Raw genomic sequence first — 17,470 nt, 5'->3', positions numbered from 1 at the left:
GCAAATGTCTCGCCAGATCGACAGACGACCAGCCAGCAAATGACGAGACAGCTGTGCGCCTGGGTCCCGATCAGGCCGGTTCGCTGAAGGTCTCGACCAGATGCTGGGCAAACGCCTGCACGCGACGCGGCTGGGCGCGCGCCGGCGGAAACAGCAGCTGCAGCGGCGAGGGCGGCGCGGCATGTTCCGGCAGCAGTTCGATCAGGCGACCCGCGTGGAGATCCTCCTTTACGTCGACTTCCGATTTCAGCGCGATGCCCAACCCTTCCAGGCACCACTGACGCACCAGTTCGCCGTCATTGGCGATCCGGTTGCCACTGACGGTGACGATCTGCGGCACCTTGTGACTGCCGAAGCGCCATTCGTTGTCGAGGCTCTTGCCGAAGCGCATCACCAGGCAGTTGTGGTGCTTGAGGTCCACCGGCGTCAGCGGCGCTGGATGCTGTGCCAGATAGGCGGGGGAGGCGCATATCAGTCGGCGTTTCTGGCCCAGATGCCGCACGCGCAGCGTACTGTCCATGATGGTGCCGAAGCGCAGGGCAAGATCGATCCCCTGGCCGACGATATCCACGTAGCTGTCCGACAGCAGCAGTTCTATCTCGATGGTGGGGTGCAGATGCTGGAATTCGGTGATGGCGCGTGACAGGGCATTGCGGCCCAGGTCGCTGGGCGCACTGACGCGAATGCGGCCGGTGAGGGTCTGGGCGCCCAGGCGGATGCGGGTCTCCAGTTCCGAGACGCTGTCGAGCAGGACGCGAGCTTCTTCCATCAGTGTCCGACCTTCTTCGGTCAGGCTGATGGCGCGCGTGGTGCGATTGAGCAGCACCACCCCGTAATGGGCTTCCAGCGCGGCGAGGCGCTCGGACACGGTGGTGGGCGATAGACCCGTCTCGCGTCCTGCGGCGGTCAGGCTGCCTTTCTCGATGATGGTCAGGAACAGGGCGATATTATCCAGCAGCATTGTACGGTTTTTCCGAATTATCTTTGCGTAAGTTGGATGTTTATACGGATGAGGCTTGTGGCTAGGATGACCACATCGCTTGCGCAACTCAAGCTTCCCGATCACGCCACGGAGTGCCTTTCATGACCCAGCTGACCATCATCGCCAATATCCATGCCAAGCCGGACCAGATCGAGTAGGTCAAGGCAGCGCTTCTGGCACTGGTGCCGATCACCCGTGCCGAGGAAGGCTGCCTTGGCTACACCCTGCACCAGAACAACGACAATCCGGCGCACTTCACCTTTCATGAGAATTGGGCCTCGCGGGAACTCTGGCTGCAGCACATGCAGGCCCCGCACCTGGAAGAGTATGTGGCAGCGACTGAAGGCGCGGTCAGCGAATTCACCCTGCATGAAATGACGGCCTTCGACTGAGAGGCGGGCCTGGGCCCTGGATATGGGCTCTGGCCCTGGATAAAGGCCCTGGCTTACCACCGCGGCCATGCAGGCCTGCTCGCTTTCTTTCTCTTTCAACAACCCACTCGAGGCAGTCATGACAGACCCCATCCGTATCGGCCATATCGCGTTGTCCTTCCATGAGGCCAGTGCTCGGGAAGTGGCGCGTGTGCTGGAGAGCCACGGCCATGAGGTGACCTTCGCCTCTGCTCCCCACGAAGAGGCCTTCGCGATGCTGGGGCGAGGGGAGGTCGACATTCTGGCCTCCGCCTGGTTGCCGTCGAGTCATGAGACCTACCTGGCCCCCATGCTGGAGGATGTCGACAAGCTCGCCGTCATCTATGAGCCGTATTGCATCTGGGGAGTGCCGGATTACGTGCCACAAAGCGCGGTGGCAAGCGTCACGGACCTGCTGCGGGAACCGGCGCTCAGCAAGCTGGAGCTGATCATCCAGGGCATCAATCCGGGGGCCGGCATCAGTCGCTTCTCGGCCGAGATGATCAAGCAATATGGTCTGGACGCCGCCGGGTATGTCTTCCGCACCGGCAGCGAAGCGGACTGTTTCGATCGTTACGAAGCGGCGGTGGCGCAGGGACGTTGGGTCGTGGTGCCGCTGTGGCATCCGCAGTTTCTGCATCACCGCTACCGGATTCGCGCCCTCAAGGAGCCCAAGGGGCTGCTGGGTACCCGGGATGACGCCACGCTGGTGGTGCGCAAGGAGGCTCGCATGCGTATCGGCGCCGCGGCCCTCAAGGACCTCTCTCAGCTCTACATCGGCAATCCTCGCTTGAGCGAACTGGAAGACGACCTGCGTCGCCGCGCCTGATTTATCGCACCTGATTTATCGCACCTGATTTATCGCACCTGATTTATCTCGCCTGAATCTCGACAGATCCCGGGCGATGGCCACGTCACCGCCCAGTCTCTTCATCTCATCATCATCGACCCTGCCGGTGCAGCGCACAGCGCCAACCGGCGGGCAAGGAGCCCCCATGCCGTTTTCTCGACTCAAGACTGCCATTCTCATCGCCTCGCTGGGCGTTGCCACTGTCGCCGGCGCCACTCAGGCGGCCGCTGACAGCACGGCCGTGAACCCCCAGAATGCGCAAGCCGCCTCCCTGCGCGACGGCACGCTGACCACCGTCGCCGAATATTCGGACACCCGCCCCGGCAACATCACCTTCACGCCGGATGGCCGCTTGATCATGTCCCAGCAGCCTCTCGATGCACCGGCACTGCGCGTGGTCGAGATCACCCAGGACGGCAAGCGTGTGCCGTTCCCGAACCTGGACTGGGCCGATGGCCCGGAAAAGGGCGAGGTCGGCATCGCCTCGATCATCGGCGTGCACTCCGACAGTCAGGGCGTGGTGTGGATGCTCGACATGGGCAGCCAGGACAGTGCGCCCAAGCTGGTGGGCTGGGATACCCGCAGTGATTCGCTCAAGAAGGTGATTTCGCTTGCCGGTGACAGCGTGCTGCCGATCTCCTTCCTGCAGGATTTCGTCATCGATGAGCAGCGCGGCAAGATCTATATCGCTGACATGACCTTTACCGCGCCGGCCTCCAGCATGAAACCGGCCTTCGTGGTGGTGGATATCGCCAGCGGCAAGACGCGTCGCGTGCTGCAGAGCGATGAAAGGCTGATGCCGGTGGAACACGACATGGTCATCAATGGCCATCTGATGGCGGCCAAGGGCGACAAGAATGGTGAGCCGAAGCCCTGGTACCTGGGCTTGAACGCCATCGCCTTCGATCCGGCGGATGACGTCGTCTATTTCGGTGGCGTGAACGGCAGTGAGATCTATCGCCTGCCGGCGGCTGAGCTGGCCGATGACACTGCCACGGCGGCGGAACTGGCTCGCGCCATCACGCCTTACGCCCTCAAGCGCCCCAATGATGGCTTCATCTTCGATGGCCTCCGCGGCGGCATCATCGCCGGTGACGCGGAGCACAACGCACTGACCTTCTCATCGCCGGAGGGCATGTCGGTGATCGCCCAGGATGACGAGCGTCTGCGCTGGCCGGATGGTTTCGCCTTCGCGCCGGATGGCAGTCTCTACCTCACCACCAACCAGCTGAACGCCCACCCGGCACTCAATCAGGGTGTGGACGGCAGTGACAAGCATTACTACCTGCTCAAGCTGACACCCGCCAACTGACCCTTGCTCCCTTGGGCCTCGGGCTTGGTCCTTGGGCAACTCATTGCCTTGGCGCCATGGCTGCCTCGCTAGCCTGTGATCTGCGCAGGACGTGTCTCACGACCGTCCTGCGTTGTCGTTTTTGTGTCTGGCCGGCGCATCTCGCATCGCAAGCCGATCACCCGTCGGCGTCTCCTTGCACGCAACACGCAAACTCGCCATACATTATCCGCTTTATCCGGATTAACTTTGCGGGTGAGGGCTGTTTTTACGCCAAGGCCAGAGAGTTAACATGCTGTCATCGCATCACGGCAAGGCCATTCAGTGCTGCCGTGACTGACATGATCTTTAGGAGAGACTCTGATGAAAGCCATTGGTTACTACGCTGCCGGTTCCGTTGATCGTGACGACGCCCTGGTCGATATCGAACTCGAGACACCGGTTGCCACCGGTCACGACCTGCTGGTCAAGGTTGCCGCGGTCTCGGTGAATCCGGTGGATTACAAGATTCGTGAGAGCCGCGAGCCGGCCGCCGGCGAAGCTGCCGTCATCGGATGGGACGCCGTGGGCGAAGTCGTCGCCATCGGTGACCAGGTCACGGCCTTCGCCCCGGGCGACAAGGTCTGGTATGCCGGTGATCTCACCCGCGCCGGCACCAACAGCGAATTCCACCTGGTGGATGAGCGCATCGTCGGCCATGCGCCCAAATCCGTGGCGGCCCATGAGGCGGCTGCGCTGCCGCTGACCACGCTGACCGGCTTCGAGATGCTGTTCGATCGTCTGCGTGTCACCGAGCCGGTGCCGGGTGCTGCACGCGCCATCCTGATCATCGGCGGGGCCGGTGGCGTGGGCTCCATCACCATCCAGCTGCTGCGTGAGCTGACCGACCTGACCATCATCGCCACGGCGTCACGTCCCCAGACCCGCGAGTGGGTGAAGTCACTGGGCGCGCATCACGTCATCGACCACAGCCAGCCGCTGCCGGCCCAGATCGAGGCGCTGGGCATCGGTGCACCGGCCTTCGTGTTCTCGACCAACTTCTCCGAGCACTACGCGCCGCAGGTCGCCGAATTGATCGCGCCGCAGGGCCGTTTCGGCATGATCGATGACCCACAGACCCTCGATGTGGTGCCGTTCAAGCCCAAGGCCGTTTCCATCCATTGGGAGCTGATGTTCACTCGTTCACTGTTCACTACCGCCGATATCACGCGTCAGGGCGAGATCCTCACCAAGGTGGCGGGTCTGCTGGACACTGGCAGAATCACCTCCACCGTGACGGAAACCTTCGGCACCATCAACGCCGAGAACCTCAAGCGCGCGCATGCCTTGCTGGAAAGCGGCAAGGCCAAGGGCAAGATCGTCCTCGAAGGCTTCTGATCGAAGCCACTGTCGAGGCGGTGATGTGAAAGGAGTGCGGCCGGGCAACCGGTCGCACTCCTTTTCGTGAAAGACACTCTCATTGCCACCTAGCACTCACAAGCCACCTTGTCTGCTGGTGAGTGCCGGGTGGCTGATACAATGATGGAACCCTGTCATGGGCATACAGCGCCTTGATCATGTGAACCTGCGAACCGGACAGCTGAGTGCCATGCTCCAGTGGTATGGCGATGTACTGGGGCTGCACAGCGGGCCGCGACCCGATTTCCCCTTCGCCGGTGCCTGGCTTTACGCCGGGGAGGTGGCGGTCATCCATCTCATCGACATCGGTTGCCTGCCAGCGATCAGCAGTGATGCCAGTCTCCGGCTTGAGCATTTCTCGCTTGCCGCCACGGATATCGAGGCATTCGAGGCGCGTCTGGCGGCGTCCCGTACGCACTATCAGCGGATCGCGCTCGCGGGTGGCGGGCTTGTGCAACTGCACATGCGAGATCCGGAGGGCAATCATCTGCATCTCGATTTTGCCACCGCACCCTGCCGCGCCGTGGCCTGATCTGGCTCTTGGAGGTCATATCTGACTCTTGGAGGTCATATCTGGCGCCAAGTGGCTGCCAGATTTGAGGAAAGCGTGTAGATCGTGCGTTATCCAACCGCAAATTGCGCCGCTGACGCGATAAGCTGATGGTAGGGAATGGCGATCAGGAACGCAGGGTGTCCAGCCGTCAGCAGGATGGCCTGAGCTGGACTCAGCACATCGCACGCATACGCAATCAGCCGAGGAGGCCAACATGGCGAAGCGGTCATTTGCGGTACTGACCCTGATGTTGTCGTTGCTGGGTGCTGGCCTCGTGCAGGCTGACTCGGCGGGTGATGGCAATGATGACAAGGACGAGGAGCGGCAGCGCCAGAAGCATCATGACCTGGAAGGTCAGGTAAAGGCGCAGCGCGTTCAGGCGCAACAGATGCGGGAATTGAAGAAGATTCAGCACCAGGAAAAGCTGGCTGAGAAGAAAGCGGTGGCAGAGGCTTCGCCGGCACATGTCTGGAAGCGCGGCGGCAAGGTGCCGGACACTGTCGCCCGGGATGATGGCCTTCGGGTCGAGAACTGGCAGCAGCACAAGCTCTCGGAACCGGGCGCCAACCAGCGCTGGCTGCAGCTCAAGAATGCCTTCGTGCTGATGAATACCGAAAGCCAAGTCATCGATGAGATCGTGCTCGAGCAGTGATGCCGCGGGCAGCGATGACATTACCTATCTCTGATGCAAGCTGTCCTCATCTGGCGGCGCTCTGATGGGGCGCCCACCCCCTTGCGACCATGCAATGCGCAGGCACCAATGCTTGCCACGCGCCATGGCGTGCCATATCAACCATTACGAATGTCTGCTTCTTGATGTCGTCATTGCGCAACAAGGATGCGTCAACTGGCGACAAGTCGTTGCGAATTGTGCGCAAAAGTGGAGGTTGGCGCGCTGGCTTGCCGTGGCGAACACGAGGCGATAGTGTTCTCTCATACCGTTTGTTAACACTGTTTCTTAACTCTGTCTCATGACCCCCGTTTCATGACTCCGTTTCATGACCCCTGATTCACAGCCTCGGCATTCCTTGATGCCGAGTACGACGAGGAGGCCAGACATGCGCAATCGCACCCTGACCGTAATGATGATGATCTTCACCCTGATGACCGCGTCGCTGGCGCAGGCATCGCCCAACGACCGCGATAATCGTGGCGGTCAACACAATAGCCAAGGCAACCAGCACAACAACCACGGCAATGGGCATCAGAAGAAAAAGCAGCAGACGCGTCACGACCAGTCTCAGCGTCATAATCAGCAAAAGCATCAGGCGCAGGCCAGGCATCAAGGTCAGAAGTCACACAACTGGCGTCGCGGCGACCATGTGCCGCGCAGCTACTACTCCAACAAGCGTTACTGGGTGAGTGACTGGCGTGCTCACAAGCTGTCTGCGCCGCCGCAGGGGCATCGCTGGTTGAACATCGATGGTCGCTATGTGCTGGCGGCCGTGGCGGGCGGTGCCATTACCGCGATCATTCTCAATCATTGAGGACAGTCAGACTGTCCGCGTCATGAAAAAGGGGCCTCCAGATGGAGGCCCCTTTTGCGTTTTGCGCTCGGCCGCTGCTGAGCTAAGCCATTGCTGCGGTCAGCCGTTGCTGTGGCAGCCATTGCTGCGGTCAGCCGTTGCTGTGGCAGCCATTGCTGCGCTCAGCCGGCACAGCACTATTGCGCGAGCAGTGTCTCCAGCGCCTGGGCGACGCGCAGCAGCGCCTCATCCTGACCCTGAGGGCGTGACAGCATCAGGCCCAGCGGCTCTTCGTTCACCGCTGCTGGCGCCGGAATCGAGATCGAGCTGGCATCCAGGTAGTTGAAGACGCTGGTGTTGCGCAGCGCGCGCTTGTTGAGCTGGGCGAAGAGCGCGCCATCCTGCTCCAGCAGGTCACGACGCGGAGCACGCATGGCAACGGTCGGCATCAGCACCGCATCGACGTCCTGCACCTGCTGGGCGAAGCGTTGCTGGATGGCGGTACGCGGCCACAGGCGCGCCAGATACTCGCTGGAGGTGATGTCGCGCCCGCCGTTCAGGCGTTCGGCGATCAGCGGATCATACTGGGCTTCGTGGGCGGCCAGCAGTTCGTGATGCACGGCGGCCGCTTCCGGAATGACCAGGCCGCCGCGCTGATTGATGGCGTAAGCGGCCTCGATGGCCTCGACCGGTGCACGCTGGAGGCGAACCCCCAGCCCCTCGAGCCGTTCCAGCAGGGCGGCGAAGTCGGCGGCCACATCGGCGTCCACTTCACTGACCAGCTCGCTCTCCGGCACCAGCAGCGTCAGCGGGCGAGTGAGCGGCGTCGCGTCAGCGGCCTCACCGCTCAGGACTTCCCACAGGCGGCGACAGCAGGCGACGCTGGGCGCGATAGGGCCGATGCAGTCCAGGCTGGGTGACAGCGGGAAGGCGCCATCTCCCGGCACGCTGGCCTGTGACGGCTTGAATCCCGTCAGGCCACAGAAGGCCGCCGGAATCCGCAGCGAGCCGCCGGTATCGCTGCCCAGGGTCGCGGCTGCCAGCCCGAAGGCGACGGAGGCGGCTCCGCCGGAGGTCGAACCGCCGGTGATGCGCTCGCCATCGAAGGGGTTGGGCGGCGTGCCGACATGCGGGTTCAGGCCCAGGCCAGAGAACGCGAACTCGCTCATGCTGGTGCGGCCGGCATGCAGGATCCCGGCGGCTTTCAGGCGGCTCAGTGCCACAGCGTCCTGATCAGCGGGGTGACTCTCTGCCAGTGCCCGCGAGCCTGCCAGCGTCGTCATGCCGGTCTCGTCGAAGAGGTCCTTGATCGAGACCGGAACACCCCCCAGCGGCAACGACGTCGCAGCCGCCTTGAGTTGCTGCTGAGCGGCGGCCTGCACGCTCATGCCTGCATCATCGCGGCTGATGATGCTGTGGCTGGCGCTCTCACCCAGGGCCTGATGGCGCTCGGCAAGCACCGTGGCGGTCTGCTCGGGGCCGAAACTGCCTGTCTGATAGGCCTCCAGCAATTGCGTCAACCTGCGCTGGCGGGGCGGGCGCGCCCAGAATTCACGCGCCTGCTCAAGGCGCTTGTTCTCATCACTCATGCCACCACCTCAAGTTCTTCCACCTCGTAACGGTGCTCGATGCGACGACCGGTCTGCGGGTCGATCAGTCGCATGGTAAAGCTCGGGCTGGGGCGGATGCCACCGATCGCCGGCACGGTGCCGCACAGCAGCACGCTGTTGGGGGCCAGGCTGCCGTCCTTGGCGATGCCGGCCGGCAGGCGCTCCATCAGGGTGGCGACCGGCAGCAGCTCGGCGAGGGTGCCCTGCTGATAGCGCACGGTCTTGCCGGCGTCTTCGATCTCGCTTTCGATCTCGAGGCTGTCCCAGTGGTCGATGACCTCACTGAGCTTCCAGGCATGGCGGGCAATCGGCTTGGCGCACAGCTGCTTGGATTCGGCGACGCCGACGGCTTCGAGCTTGCGGTCGGTGTGGTCCGAGGCGATCGTCACCCACAGGGTGCCCTCGGCGTCGCTGACCAGACAGGTCTCGACCTCACCGGAGCCTTCGCCGCCGAGCATCGCGACCTGAGAGGCCTGGGTCAGGGTCTCGCGGGTCACGCGGTAGAACAGCGGGGTCTGGGAGGGCGGCGCTACGCCCAGCAGCTTGAGCTCGTCGATATGGTGCTGCACGCCCGCCTGGTCGCGTCCGGCCCAGCCGGCAATCGCGACGCGCTGGACATCAAGGGTGAATTCGCCGTTGTCATGGGTAAAGGTCAGCATGGGAATCGCTCCGTTATCGGGGGTTGTCGTTGTTCTGTGCAGGAAGTCTTGAGTGAACGGTGTTGCGTCAATGACACCTGCCGGCTTGCCAGCAGGTGTCAGGCAAAAGCGGCTTTACAGCGCCGAAGGCAGCCACAGCGCGATCTGTGGGAAGGCCACCAGCAGCGCGGCCATCACCAGCATCGCGCCCAGATACGGCAGGGTGCCGATGATGACGTCCGAGAAGGCTTCACCACGTCGTGAGGCCTGCACGATGTAGAGGTTCAGGCCGACTGGCGGGGTGATCAGTGCCAGCTCGACGAACAGGATCATCACGATGCCGAACCATACCTTGTCGTAACCGGCCGCCGCGATCAGCGGAGTGACGATGGGAATGGTGATGACCATCAGCGACAGGGTCTCGATGAAGAAACCGAGCACGATGAACAGTGCGATCACCGCCATCAGAAGCGCGAAGGGTCCCAGGTCATAGGCTTCGAGCAGGCCGGTGACCTGCTGGACCATGCCGGAGGAGGCCAGCGCGAAGTTGAGGAAGGAGGCCGCCATGATGATGAACAGGATCATCGAGGTGGTCTTGACGGTGCCGTCCAGCGCGCGGCTGATCATCGCCATATTCAGCGAGCGGTTGATGGCGGCGAGGCCCAGCGAGGCCAGCACACCGATGGCGGCGGCTTCGGTCGGGGTCGCCCAGCCCAGATAGATGGAGCCGACGATGACGATGAACAGCACCAGCAACGGCAGCAGGAATGACAGGCTCTTGATGCGGGTGCTCCAGCTGGCGCTCTGACGCGGGCCGCCCAGTGACGGCTTCCAGACACACAGCAGCAGCGAGGCCAGCATGAACAGCGCCGCCAGGCCGAGGCCCGGCACGAGGCCGGCCATGAACAGCTTCGGGATGGACGTCTCGGTCAGGAAGCCATAGACGATCAGGTTGATCGACGGGGGAATCAGGATGCCCAGGGTGCCGCCCGCGGCGATGCTGCCGCAGAACAGCTTGGCGTCATAGCCGAGCTTCTTGCCCTGGGGGAGTGCCACGGTCGATACCGTCGCCGCCGTTGCCACCGAGGAGCCGGAGGTCGCCGAGAACAGCGCCGAGGTGGTGATATTGGCGTGCAGCAGGCCGCCCGGCAGCCACGACAGCCAGTGGTCCATGGCGCGGTAGGCCTTCTCGGCGATGCCGGCGCGCACGATGATCTCGCCCATCAGCACGAACAACGGAATCGCGATCAGCAGGAAGGAGTCCGCGGCAGACCACAGGTTCTGGCCCAGCGCCTTGGTCAGCGGGAAGAAGGAATAGAACTGGTCGATCCCGAAGGCGAGCAGGAAGAGCGTGACCGCAACGGGAATGCCGGCCAGCAGTAGGGTGAGGATACCCACCGAAAGAAAGCCCAACATCAGCGAGTCTCCTTGGTCGTGGAGGCAGCCTGGGCCAGAGCCCCTTCGCTTTCTCCGTGATCGGGGCCGGCCAGTTTCTCGAGCGTGGTGGTGTCACGCAGACAGGCGGCAACGAGAACGCGCAGTCCCAGCACGCTGGTGGTGATCGCGAACCAGGCATAACCGGACAGCCACAGCAGCTGCGGAATCCACAGCGGTGTCGCCAGCGGGGTGTTGGCGGTGGAGCCGTTGCTCAACGACTTGCCGAGCACCGGCCAGGCATTGATCAGAATCACCCAGGCCACCAGGTTCAGCGCCAGCATCGCGAGGATATCCAGGGTGTGGCGCGAGAAGGCCGGCAGCTTGCCGTGCACGACATCGATACGGATGTGGGCGCGCTCCATCAGGGTGTGGGAAAGGCCCCACGCCGAGAGCATCGCCAGCACATATCCGGCATATTCGTGCACGCCGGGCAGCGGATGATTGAACAGTTGGCGCATCAGGATTTCGGCGCCGATGAAGACCACGACGGCCAGCAACAACAGGCCCATCAGGCGTGCGGCGTGGCGTGATATCGCGCGTGTCAGCGACACGAGGACATCGAGTGCGTGAAGGAAGGAGTTCATGAGTCGGGTCCTGCTGGGGCGCTGAACGAAGGCCGCTTTCTCGAGAAAGCCTGCTTATGAAGCCTGCTTTTGAAAGCTTGCGCTTGAATACACAGGCGCGAGTCGTTCAGCGCTACGTCTCTGGGGAACATGTCTGCCACGTCGGGACAGGGCGGGGCTATCGGCACCTGCTCGCGAACAGGCTTCGGTGAGCAGGTGCCGTTGGATCACTCCGCGCTAGCGGTCAGGCCGACGACCTTGCCGACGCTCTCGTTCCAGGTCTTGCGGGTCTCGGCATCGACACGCGCCGCCCAGGCAGGCAGGACGGTGTCTTCGAGCGCCGCACGTGCGCGCTTGGCGTCGTCATCGCTGAAGTCGACCAGCGTCATGTCGGCGCTCTTGCCCAGCGGGCAATCGCCTTCACCGGTCAGGCAGGCCACGCCACGCGCGGTCTCGCCACGCGCGTTTTCCCACACCGGCGCGGTGAACTCGCTATCCACCTGCTGCTGGATCAGGGTCTGGGTCTCGGCGCCCAGGCCTTGCCACTTGTCCTGATTGATGGCGGTGATCACGTAATCCCAGCCACCCAGCGGCAGCGGCATCAGGTGGCTGGACACTTCATGCCAGCCGGCGCTGTAGCCGGAGAGCGAACCGGTGACGGCGCAGTCGATGACGCCGCGCTCCAGGGAACCGGGCACCTCGTTGAAGGCGATGTTGAGGCTCTGTGCGCCCAGCGCCTCGATGAACTCACCGGTGGAGCGGCCGCTGGCACGCACCTTCTTGTCCTGCAGGTCATCGAGCCCTTCGATCGGGGTGTTGCAGAACAGCACCTGGGCCGGATACGGCACGATGGCCAGCACGTGGCTGTTGAAGCGCTTGTTCATGGTGGACTCCGCCAGGGGGCGGAAGGCCTCGGCGACCTGCTGCGCTTCCTCGGCAGTGGGGGCCATCATCGGCAGGTCCAGCCCTTCGAGTTCCGGCGCATCGGACACGGTGTAGTCGGCCACGGTCATGCCGACATCGAAGACACCATCGCCCAGATAGCGATAGACGTCGGAGCCGGGGATGCCCATCTGGTCGAAGGTGGTCACCTGGGTGCTGAGTTCACCGCTGCTGGCGGCCGGGAGGGTCTCGCTCCAGAACGGCTTCTCGAACTGACGGTTGAGCTCCAGGCTGCTCCAGCTGCCTACCACGTTGAGGGTATCGGCAGCATTGGCGCTACCGGCGGCGGCGAGTGCGAGACCAAGGGCGGAGAGGGCAAAACGTGTCTTCATGGGAATCACCATTGTTGTTGTGCATCTGGTGTTATCGGAAAAGCTTGTTGGCTGCATCTTTGCGGGGTGTGTCTTTCCCGCTGCTGTCCTGTGCGTTGCTGTGCTGTGTTTCGATTCGCGGTGCGTCCCTGCACTGCGCCGGGCGTGATGAGTGCGGATTTCTCTCATGCCCGGCAGTACGCCCGGCAGCACGCCTGGCAGCAGGTCATCCGTACTTGAGGCGATGATTGGGAATGTCGGTAATCAGCATGTGCCCCGGGCTATGCGCGATCGCCAATGGCAGTCGGGCATTCTCCAGCGCCAGTTGTGGTGTGACGCCACAGGCCCAGAATACCGGCATGTCACCTGTCTCAAGCGTAGGCGCATCGCCGAAGTCGGGGCTTTCGATATCGGAAATACCGATCAAGGCGGGGTCGCCCAGATGGACGGGGGCACCGTGCACACGAGGCATGTCGGTGGTGATCTGGATCGCGCGAATGGCGTGCGCCGCCGACATCGGGCGCAGGGATACCACCAGGTTGCCGTGGAAACGACCGGCACTGATCAGCGGAATATTGGTGCGATACATCGGCACGTTGCGCTTCAGGCGCGCATGGCGAACCTCGACACCCTCGTTGAGCAGTGCCTCTTCGAACGAGAACGAGCAGCCGATGGAAAACGCCACGAAATCGTCCTGCCACAGGGCGGCGATATCCTCGCGCGTTTCCTCAAGCTTGCCGTGACGATAGATGTGGTAGGCCGGCAGGTCGTGGCGCAGGTCGATGTTCTCACCGAGCCCTGTCGGGGCGGGAGAACCGACGGCCGTGACATCCAGCAACGGGCAGGCCTTGGGGTTGGCCTGGCAGAATTGCAGGAATTCGCCGGCAGCCTCGGCTGGCAGGATGATCAGGTTGGTCTGGGCGTAGCCGGCAGCGATACCGCTGGTGTGGCTGGCCCAATGACCGCTGCGGATCTGCTCGCGCGCCTCGCGGGGGGACGACGCGGCACTGAGAAGTGTCTGGGGCATCGTTGGAGCTTCTTGTGAAGTTGTTGTTGTCTGTCTTCACCATAAGAAGCGCACTCAGATAAATCCAATCGATTTTTATCGAGTTAAGCCATCGGAAATTCCTTTCATGTGGCGCGGGTCAGTAGAAACATCATGGCCGAAAGGGACGCTATGCAGGGTATGAAAGCCCGATAAGATCAGGCGATTCGTGAATGCGCCTCCTGATCCTGGCGGGCGATCTCGATGGCGAGTTCACACACGCCTTCGGCGAGGGCGCTTTCCATATGGGTCGGCCAGGAGGCGGTGAAGGTCAGTTCGGGCAGGTCGCAGGGCAGGCTGAGCAGGGTGCCCTGGCGGATTTCCTCGGCGACGATGCGTGGCGGGATGGCGCCGACGCCCAGGCCATCCAGGGTCATGCGCACGATGGTCCATAGCGAGCTTGAGCAATGCAGCTTCACGTCATCCAGCCCCATCTGATGGAGCATGGAGCCGAGCTCATGGTGGGGTCGGCTGTTGCGGGCAAACGAGATCAGCGGCAGAGAATTCAGGCGCCGCAACGAGAAATTGTCTTCGGTGAAGCCCAGCGCGGGGCTGATCACGAAGCCCATCGTGTAGTTGCAGAGAAAACGATTGAGTACGCTCTCTGCAGTCACCGGCCCCATCAAGAAGGCGAGGTCGATATCGCCGGCGGTGAGCATGGCGGCAAGTCCCGGGGAGCTGTCGACCTCGAGTTCCAGCGTGAGGTCCGGATAGCGACGTGCCAGTTCGGCCAGAAAGCCGGGCAGCCAGCTATGCGCGACGGTCTCGACGACGCCCAGTCGCAGCACGCCCTGGAAGGGCGTATTCAACTCCATCATGGACAGCGCTTTCTGGCGCGCCTCCAGCAACGCCTCGGCGTGGCGATAGAATTCGCGCCCCTTGAGCGTCGGCTGTACCGGTCGGCGAGTGCGCTCCAGCAGGCGGGTCTCCAGCGTGGTTTCCAGCTTGTTGATGCGTTCGGAAATCGAGGGCTGGGTCAGATGCAGGTGCTGGGCGGCCAGCCGGAACGACCCCAGGCGCGTGATCCACACGAAGGCTTCCACTTCCTTGAAATCGAACATGGCCAGATCCTGTCGTGATTGATGCCGCAAGCTTGAGGCTCACATTACCACTCGTTGAGAAATTGCGTTCTCGATGGCGTACATTCCGGTACGATATGGAGCATCGAGAAATGCGTATTTTCATGAAAAGGAATGATGATGAAGTCTAGCGTGCGAGTTGTCAGCCTGGTGATGCTGAGTGCCCTTTTCGTGGCAGGGTGCAGTTATACACCGGCGCGGATCGATGCCGAACCAATCATCGAGATCGGTGATGGACACCATGACCACAAGCGGGGAGGCGGTGACTTCTGCCCGCCGGGGCAGGCCAAGAAAGGTAACTGCTGATCACGTCGAACCAGAAGGAGCCGCTCATGCGGCTCCTTTTTCGTTGTCGATCGCTTCCCGATATGGGCCTCTGGAGTCGCTCGGTCTGCAAGGATATCCTGCGTGATCCGAGTCTTGCCTCTTCCTCCACTGCTGCTGGCGGGTACTGTCTCCATGCTCAATCCCAAGGCGCTGACGGCGCTGAATGAAATCATCCGCCGAGGCTCACTGCGGCGCGCGGCGCGGCATCTGAATCTCGACCCTTCAGCGGTGAGCCGCCAGATCAAGCAGCTGGAAGAAGAGGTGGGTGTCGCGCTGTGCGAGCGCAGCGAGACGGGCATGCGCGCCACCCAGGCCGGGGTGTTGCTGCTGGATCACTTTCATCGCCAGCAGGCGGCGGAGGCGGCAGCGCTCTCGCAGCTGAGCGCCTTGCAGGGCCTGCGCAGCGGTGAGGTGAGAATCGCGGTGGGCGAAGGCTTCATTGCCGACCTGATCTCGCTGCCCTTGCAGAGCTTCATGGCACGTCATCCCGGCATCGAGGTCGTGGTGCGCATGGCGGGGGTGAATGAGGCGACCGAACTGTTGCGCGACTTCGAGGTGGATATCGCGCTGCTCTATGCCCCGCCCGTCGATCCGATTCTTTGCTGCCATGTGGAGACCTGCCAGCCGCTGGATCTGATCGTGCCGGCGGAGCATCCACTACTCGAGATCGCAGAGCCGTTGACGCTTTCGCAGGTGGCGCAGTGGCCGCTGGCACTGATCGATGAATGCACCGGCATGCGTCAGATGGTCAATCAGGCGGCGCAGCAGGAGCGAGTCTCGCTGCGCGCGCAGTTGCGCACCAATTCCGTGTCGGTGCTCAAGAATTTCGTGCGTTCGGGGATCGGCGTGACCTTCATGCCGGAGTTGAGCGTGGTGGAGGAGCTGCGGCGCGGTGATATCTGCCTGCTGCCGATGCAGCACCCCGCGCTGGCGACGACCCGTGCGCAGATGTGTACGCGGCGTGGGCGCGAGATGACTGTCGCCGTCGAGGCCTGCGTCACCCATCTTCAGCAGGGCCTGCGATTCTTTACCGCGGATGCGCCACGATTGCTGGGCAAGTGACGTTCGACCAGTGCCATTCGCCGCGTGACATTCAAGCAGCATCGCTTGACGCACAGGCCAGGGTATCGGTGCTGACGGGCGCTTGTTCAGCTCTATCTCCTCACACGGCTGTCCCCTTGCACTGGCCATTCTCTCGCTCAGTGCAGCATGTCACAGAACTTCCCGACTGCCCCGTACAGCTCATGCTGGCGGGGCAGTCGTCGTCAGGCAGGGCACTATTCAGGCGCTTTTTCAGGTGTGGACGAAAAAACAACACTCAGGCGATTGATTAGTCTACAGCGGCAACGCTACTTTCGAGGTGTGAAGGCGAAAGTCCCTCACCTTGACTGGCCGCAGGGCCGCACTGACAAAGGCGGCGTCACTCCCGCCGCATACAACGAATATTTACAACAACAAAAGGGAATCCACATGTCCTTGTCCAAGACATCTCTGCTGCGCAAGACGCTCACCGGTTCCACTCTGGCGCTCAGCCTGCTGGCGGCCAGCGTGCAGGCCCAGACCATCAACCTCAGCTACAACGGTGCACCGGATGCCGACAAGAACGCGGTGCATGTCTTTGCCAGCAATCTGAAGACCCTGGTGGAAGAGAAGACCGACGGCGAGCTGGAGCTCAAGCTCTATCCCAACAGCATGCTGGGCGAGGAGCAGGAGCGCATGGAGCAGGTGATCAGCGCCCCGAATCTGAATATCGCCTCCTTCGCGGGCATGGCGCCCATCGTGCCGGAAGTCTATGTCAGCGCGACGCCGTTCATGTTCGACGGCTTTGATGAGGCGCGCCGTTTCTTCGATGAGGGGCAGTACTGGCAGCAGGTGCAGCAGCTATTCAGCGAGCGCACCAATGGCGCCGAGATTCTGGCCGTCGTGGAGGAAGGGGGCTTTCTGGCCTTCACCAACGACAAGCGCCCGATCACCAGCCCTGACGATTTCGAAGGCCTGCGCTTTCGCGCGATGGACCCAAGCCAGGTAGCGCTCTACGAGGCCTTCGGTGCCTCGGGCACGCCGATTCCGTGGACGGAGGTCTACATGGCGCTGCGCACGGGGGTGGCGGATGGTCAGATGAACCCGCCGATGTACATCCTGCTGGGCAGTCTGCAGGAAGTGCAGAAGTACCTGACACTGGCCAACATCCAGTATTCCGATCAGTTCCTGGTCGCCAATGGTCAGCTGCTCGAGAGCCTGTCGGATGAGGAGCGCACGGCACTTCTCGAGGCGGTTCAGGAAGCCAATGCCCAGGCCCGTCAGGACAACCAGAACCAGGTCGAGTCACGTATCGCCTCGCTGGAAGAGCAGGGCATGCAAGTGATCCGTCCCAGTGAGGCTGATCTCGAGGCATTTCGCAGCAAGGGCCAGCCGGCCTACCTCGAATGGCTCAAGAGCCAGGACATCGCGCCAGAGCTGATCGACACCGCCATGAAGGATGCTGGCCTGTCCTCGTGATGGCCTGTCGCGATGGTCTTTCGAGATGGCTTGTTGCGATGGTCTGTTGCAATGACCTGACACGCTGAC

Annotated in this window: 17 protein-coding genes; 9 read left to right on the top strand and 8 right to left on the bottom strand. The window is 62.5% G+C overall.

Going from position 1 to position 17,470, the window contains the following annotated elements:
• Positions 1-70: 70 nt before the first annotated feature.
• Entirely contained in the window at positions 71-961 is an 891-nt protein-coding gene (locus ACJJV2_RS09550) for a LysR family transcriptional regulator (RefSeq protein ID WP_405280315.1), read from the bottom strand.
• Between the two features lie 194 nt (positions 962-1,155).
• On the opposite strand from ACJJV2_RS09550, the gene ACJJV2_RS09545 reads away from it, so the two are divergent.
• From ACJJV2_RS09545 to ACJJV2_RS09515, 7 genes are all read left to right on the top strand, one after another.
• Entirely contained in the window at positions 1,156-1,374 is a 219-nt protein-coding gene (locus tag ACJJV2_RS09545; protein ID WP_405280752.1) for a putative quinol monooxygenase, read from the top strand.
• A gap of 118 nt (positions 1,375-1,492) precedes the next feature.
• A complete protein-coding gene (locus ACJJV2_RS09540; protein ID WP_405280312.1) occupies positions 1,493-2,221 on the top strand; it encodes a glycine betaine ABC transporter substrate-binding protein in 729 nt (242 codons plus the stop codon).
• Positions 2,222-2,387: 166 nt separating this feature from the next.
• Positions 2,388-3,554, top strand: coding sequence for an L-dopachrome tautomerase-related protein (locus ACJJV2_RS09535; RefSeq protein ID WP_405280309.1), 1,167 nt, complete (start codon positions 2,388-2,390; stop codon positions 3,552-3,554).
• A 342-nt stretch (positions 3,555-3,896) separates the two neighbouring features.
• Positions 3,897-4,910 (top strand): zinc-binding alcohol dehydrogenase family protein, encoded by a 1,014-nt coding sequence (locus tag ACJJV2_RS09530; protein WP_405280306.1) that lies wholly within the window; start codon positions 3,897-3,899, stop codon positions 4,908-4,910.
• A 157-nt stretch (positions 4,911-5,067) separates the two neighbouring features.
• The gene (locus ACJJV2_RS09525) at positions 5,068-5,463 is read left to right on the top strand and encodes a VOC family protein (RefSeq protein ID WP_405280304.1); all 396 of its coding nucleotides are present in this window, start codon (positions 5,068-5,070) and stop codon (positions 5,461-5,463) included.
• A 235-nt stretch (positions 5,464-5,698) separates the two neighbouring features.
• Positions 5,699-6,136 (top strand): RcnB family protein, encoded by a 438-nt coding sequence (locus ACJJV2_RS09520; RefSeq protein WP_405280301.1) that lies wholly within the window; start codon positions 5,699-5,701, stop codon positions 6,134-6,136.
• A gap of 406 nt (positions 6,137-6,542) precedes the next feature.
• Positions 6,543-6,971, top strand: coding sequence for an RcnB family protein (locus ACJJV2_RS09515; RefSeq protein ID WP_052384355.1), 429 nt, complete (start codon positions 6,543-6,545; stop codon positions 6,969-6,971).
• A gap of 176 nt (positions 6,972-7,147) precedes the next feature.
• Here the strand turns inward: ACJJV2_RS09515 and ACJJV2_RS09510 are convergent, their stop codons facing one another.
• From ACJJV2_RS09510 to ACJJV2_RS09480, 7 genes are all read right to left on the bottom strand, one after another.
• Positions 7,148-8,539 (bottom strand): amidase family protein, encoded by a 1,392-nt coding sequence (locus tag ACJJV2_RS09510; protein WP_405280297.1) that lies wholly within the window; start codon positions 8,537-8,539, stop codon positions 7,148-7,150.
• Positions 8,536-9,219 (bottom strand): DUF2848 domain-containing protein, encoded by a 684-nt coding sequence (locus ACJJV2_RS09505; RefSeq protein ID WP_052384353.1) that lies wholly within the window; start codon positions 9,217-9,219, stop codon positions 8,536-8,538. The genes ACJJV2_RS09510 and ACJJV2_RS09505 overlap by 4 nt, the downstream gene beginning before the upstream one ends.
• 114 nt (positions 9,220-9,333) lie before the next feature.
• Complete coding sequence (locus ACJJV2_RS09500) at positions 9,334-10,614, bottom strand: TRAP transporter large permease (RefSeq protein WP_043332137.1); 1,281 nt, start codon at positions 10,612-10,614, stop codon at positions 9,334-9,336.
• On the bottom strand, positions 10,614-11,219 hold the full coding sequence (locus ACJJV2_RS09495) for a TRAP transporter small permease subunit (RefSeq protein ID WP_043332134.1): 606 nt from the start codon (positions 11,217-11,219) through the stop codon (positions 10,614-10,616). Before ACJJV2_RS09495 ends, ACJJV2_RS09500 begins: the two co-directional genes overlap by 1 nt.
• Before the next feature lie 206 nt (positions 11,220-11,425).
• Positions 11,426-12,472, bottom strand: a complete 1,047-nt coding sequence (locus ACJJV2_RS09490) for a TRAP transporter substrate-binding protein (protein ID WP_043332132.1) — start codon at positions 12,470-12,472, stop codon at positions 11,426-11,428.
• Between the two features lie 205 nt (positions 12,473-12,677).
• Positions 12,678-13,478 carry a putative hydro-lyase gene (locus ACJJV2_RS09485; protein WP_043332129.1) on the bottom strand — a complete coding sequence of 267 codons (801 nt, stop codon included), beginning with the start codon at positions 13,476-13,478 and terminating at the stop codon, positions 12,678-12,680.
• Positions 13,479-13,654: 176 nt separating this feature from the next.
• Positions 13,655-14,557, bottom strand: a complete 903-nt coding sequence (locus tag ACJJV2_RS09480; protein WP_064503238.1) for a LysR family transcriptional regulator — start codon at positions 14,555-14,557, stop codon at positions 13,655-13,657.
• Positions 14,558-14,995: 438 nt separating this feature from the next.
• On the opposite strand from ACJJV2_RS09480, the gene ACJJV2_RS09475 reads away from it, so the two are divergent.
• Both ACJJV2_RS09475 and dctP read left to right on the top strand, forming a co-directional pair.
• Positions 14,996-15,964, top strand: a complete 969-nt coding sequence (locus ACJJV2_RS09475) for a LysR family transcriptional regulator (protein WP_244995109.1) — start codon at positions 14,996-14,998, stop codon at positions 15,962-15,964.
• Positions 15,965-16,372: 408 nt separating this feature from the next.
• Positions 16,373-17,401, top strand: a complete 1,029-nt coding sequence (gene dctP, locus ACJJV2_RS09470; RefSeq protein WP_043332119.1) for a TRAP transporter substrate-binding protein DctP — start codon at positions 16,373-16,375, stop codon at positions 17,399-17,401.
• Positions 17,402-17,470 lie beyond the last annotated feature (69 nt).

The sequence above is a fragment of the Cobetia sp. Ld8 genome (assembly GCF_045066615.1).
GTDB classification, from domain to species: domain Bacteria; phylum Pseudomonadota; class Gammaproteobacteria; order Pseudomonadales; family Halomonadaceae; genus Cobetia; species Cobetia amphilecti.
The sequence above is the reverse complement of the archived record's forward strand: the minus strand, read 5'-3'. Positions and strand labels throughout refer to the sequence as shown.